The following is a 3,061-nucleotide window of genomic DNA, read 5'->3' on the forward strand; positions in this document are numbered from 1 at the left end:
TCCGAACTTAAAGAACCAGGCCATGGCATGGAAATTAAACTGCTGCGAGTAATAAAACCTGAAATCAAAGAGAATGTTTATGACTATTCAGTTTACCAAAACGAAAGGTCAAATTTTCTTGTACCTCTTGAGGTAATCTACCGCAACTCTTTACCTGAGGGGTCAAGTGTTTTCAAAAGACTAAAAGAAGCCAGTTTAAAACTTGAAGATATCGGGTTAGACGAAATGCCCTGGCCAGGGCAGAAACTTGAAAATCCTATTCTGGATGTATCTACAAAATTAGAAGCAACCGACAGGTACGTAACTTGGGAAGAAGCAAAAAATATTGCCGGGCTCGCTGATGATGAAGTAAAAGAAATTAAGAGAATAACCCTACTTGTCAATGAGCTCATCACAAGAGAAGCCAGGCGAGTGGGTCTGGTCAATGAGGACGGTAAAATAGAGCTTGGATTTGATGAAGACCGAAATCTCATGCTGGTGGATGTCCTGGGAACCCCTGATGAGTGTAGATTTACCTTTGAAGACATGCCCGTAAGCAAAGAAGTTGCCAGAATATTTTATCGAAATACTGACTGGTGCAAAGAGGTAGAAGAAGCGAAGAAGAAAGATAGAGTGGGATGGAAAAAACTTGTAAGGGCTACACCTCCTTCATTACCGAACAGACTTGAAGAGTTAATTTCTCTGCTTTATCAAGCTTGTTGTAATGAAATAACCCGAAAGAGATGGTTTGCCGCACCTCCTTTAAAAGAGATACTGCTAGAAATAAAAGAGGTTCTTTGATTATGAACATGGTTGATGTTACAGAGGAGACCATAAAAGAAGCTGCTGCCCTTAGAACTGCGGAATCATGGAATTTTGAGGTCAAGGTTATAGGATTATGGATCGATGAGAACTGGGAAGTTTGTGAGGTTGAATGATTTTGGATTTACGTCGGCTAGCACAGCATAAAAGGTTCGTACCTTGCGGCACTCACCCAAATTTTTGCTTCGCAAAAACTTCTTTTATGCCGGTTTATGCTGGGAACGTTATCTGCCATAGCCAGCAATAGAAAAGAATAAACATGGAGATACAAATTGATCCCCATACATTAGAGCGAGCAGAGGAAAGAGGTACGAGTGAAAAAGAGATTGTAGATGTTGTCAACACTGGTTTTTCCATCCCAGCTAAATATGGACGTGTTGGGAAAGCTAAGATATATGATTTCGAACAGAGACGGTACAATAAATACTGTACAATAAATACTATAAACAAAAAAGAGTTGAAGTATTCTATATTGTTGAAGGAAATGCAATCATCACTGTGACTATCTACGTATTTTATGGAAAGTGGGAGGGATAAAATGAACATTCTTTATAATGATAAGACAGATTTGCTTTATCCCTACAACGTCATTTACCTGAATACCTACAATATGTTGTGGCTCAATTAAAGAAATTGCCCTACATATTGAACCAAGATTCTTAAGTATCGCTGTAGGGTTATATTCGCTTAGACGATAGGAAGCAAGATGTCATAAACAGGCGAGTCTCTGAAGATATTGTGCTGGATATAGGGGAGAATGAGAGAGTCATTGGTATTGAAATTATTGACGCTTCAAAACATGTGAACTTGGAGAGACTTTTACCAATAAAATACGAAGTTTCAAAAAGAACAGCATAAGTTTACTGGCTACAGGTAGATATCGGAAGTGATGTAAAGAATAAAGGTAACTATTCAGTTGTAATGCTATCTTGCAAACCATGGCGTATGTCTGGACAAGCGAGACACATGTCCTACTTAAGGGGGTGTCTTTGGTCACCAGTAGGATGGGCGTCTCGCCCGTCTTCTAGAAACATGACCGAATAGTTACGAATAAAGAAATGACTGTATTTTAATGCACGTAACAGCAGATAAGGTGAGTAACGGAGGGGAACTTCCCCCCTCCGTCCTCTCAGAACCCGGCGTGAGCCTCTCAACTCACCGGGCTCCCATCATCCAGCCGTTGGAAACGGCTTTGCTCTCTTCAAAGATTCCTCCCATGACTGGTTGATCATTAAATCGAGCTGGATAACCCACCCCCTTTGCTCCATCTCGATTACCGAGATTTCATCACTACTACGGGGTGGTCCGCCCCTCTTCCCCCGCATCGGTACTCTCCCACTTGTGGGGGCCTCCCACTTGTGTTTCTCCCTTCGCATCGGGGGGAGAGGTTCCCACGTTCTACCCAAGAGCCTGAATCATGTTCACGCCGCCTTTGTGCCGGAAGCCATCTGGGCAGTAAGCAGGTCTCCCCCAGACTGATCCCAGGTTAACGACGACCCCCTGGTTTTGACTTCGTCCCTACGCTTTCGACAGGTCATCAGCGGTTCACTTTCGTTCGTCTCCATGACCCTCACCTGATCCCATCTTGCGGGACCTTTTCCTCAACGCTTGCCACCATGGCTTTTGACCACAGCAGCTTGAGGTGGTTTGGAGCCTGCTCCTGCAAGCCGGCTCCGAGGGGCCTAACCCTCATCTCTTATGCAGCTTCGTGGCGCACCATCGTCTAGCAGTAACTAAAAGGCTTAGGTGCTACGCACCTTCTCCCAAATAGCCCTTCGGGCAACTTCTTTAGGCACAAACTGTTAGATGAAATTATGAAAAAAGTTCCTAAAGGTAAACTTATTACCATAAATCACCTGACTTTTCCCTAAAAAATATGGTTCTTCTCCCTAGAGTATGGAGTAAATAGCGACCATCGTCTATCCTTTATGCTGGTTGAAAGTAAAACAAGCAGCATAGAAAGGAGAAGACGATGGTCAAACAAGAGTATATCAACCAGTTGGTGGGAGTGCAAGGACACAGGGTGCTGGCCTTACACTTTGGCGAGAACAGAAAAACAGGAGATAAAGAGTTGGTGATCGAGCTGGGAAGGCACGAGAGTAAATATCGCTGCCCCTGCGGCAGGAGTTGGACACCTACTACGATCGCTCTACCCGCATGGTGAGGGACCTGCCTTACGGACCCTACCAGCGCTCCTGGCTTTCTTTCCCCCAGTTCCGGGTGGCCTGTCCCGACTGCGGGGTGGTAACCGAGGAACTTC

At 44.4% G+C, this 3,061-nt stretch carries 5 protein-coding genes; all 5 read left to right on the forward strand.

Annotated elements, in window-relative coordinates:
- Positions 1-780: phosphoribosylaminoimidazolesuccinocarboxamide synthase (locus HW443_RS10190; RefSeq protein ID WP_176238153.1), on the forward strand; the 780-nt coding region annotated here is incomplete at its 5' end.
- Between the two features lie 2 nt (positions 781-782).
- A complete protein-coding gene (locus tag HW443_RS13440; protein ID WP_258188993.1) occupies positions 783-917 on the forward strand; it encodes a hypothetical protein in 135 nt (44 codons plus the stop codon).
- A 143-nt stretch (positions 918-1,060) separates the two neighbouring features.
- Positions 1,061-1,303: a hypothetical protein gene (locus tag HW443_RS10195; protein ID WP_176235975.1), complete on the forward strand. Its 243-nt coding sequence runs from the start codon at positions 1,061-1,063 to the stop codon at positions 1,301-1,303.
- Between the two features lie 179 nt (positions 1,304-1,482).
- On the forward strand, positions 1,483-1,659 hold the full coding sequence (locus tag HW443_RS14050) for a DUF2283 domain-containing protein (protein WP_176235980.1): 177 nt from the start codon (positions 1,483-1,485) through the stop codon (positions 1,657-1,659).
- Between the two features lie 1,114 nt (positions 1,660-2,773).
- Positions 2,774-2,965 (forward strand): hypothetical protein, encoded by a 192-nt coding sequence (locus tag HW443_RS10205; RefSeq protein WP_176238154.1) that lies wholly within the window; start codon positions 2,774-2,776, stop codon positions 2,963-2,965.
- Positions 2,966-3,061: the final 96 nt, after the last annotated feature.

Origin of the sequence: Candidatus Hakubella thermalkaliphila, assembly GCF_013281975.1 — a bacterium.
Lineage (GTDB): Bacteria > Actinomycetota > Humimicrobiia > Hakubellales > Hakubellaceae > Hakubella > Hakubella thermalkaliphila.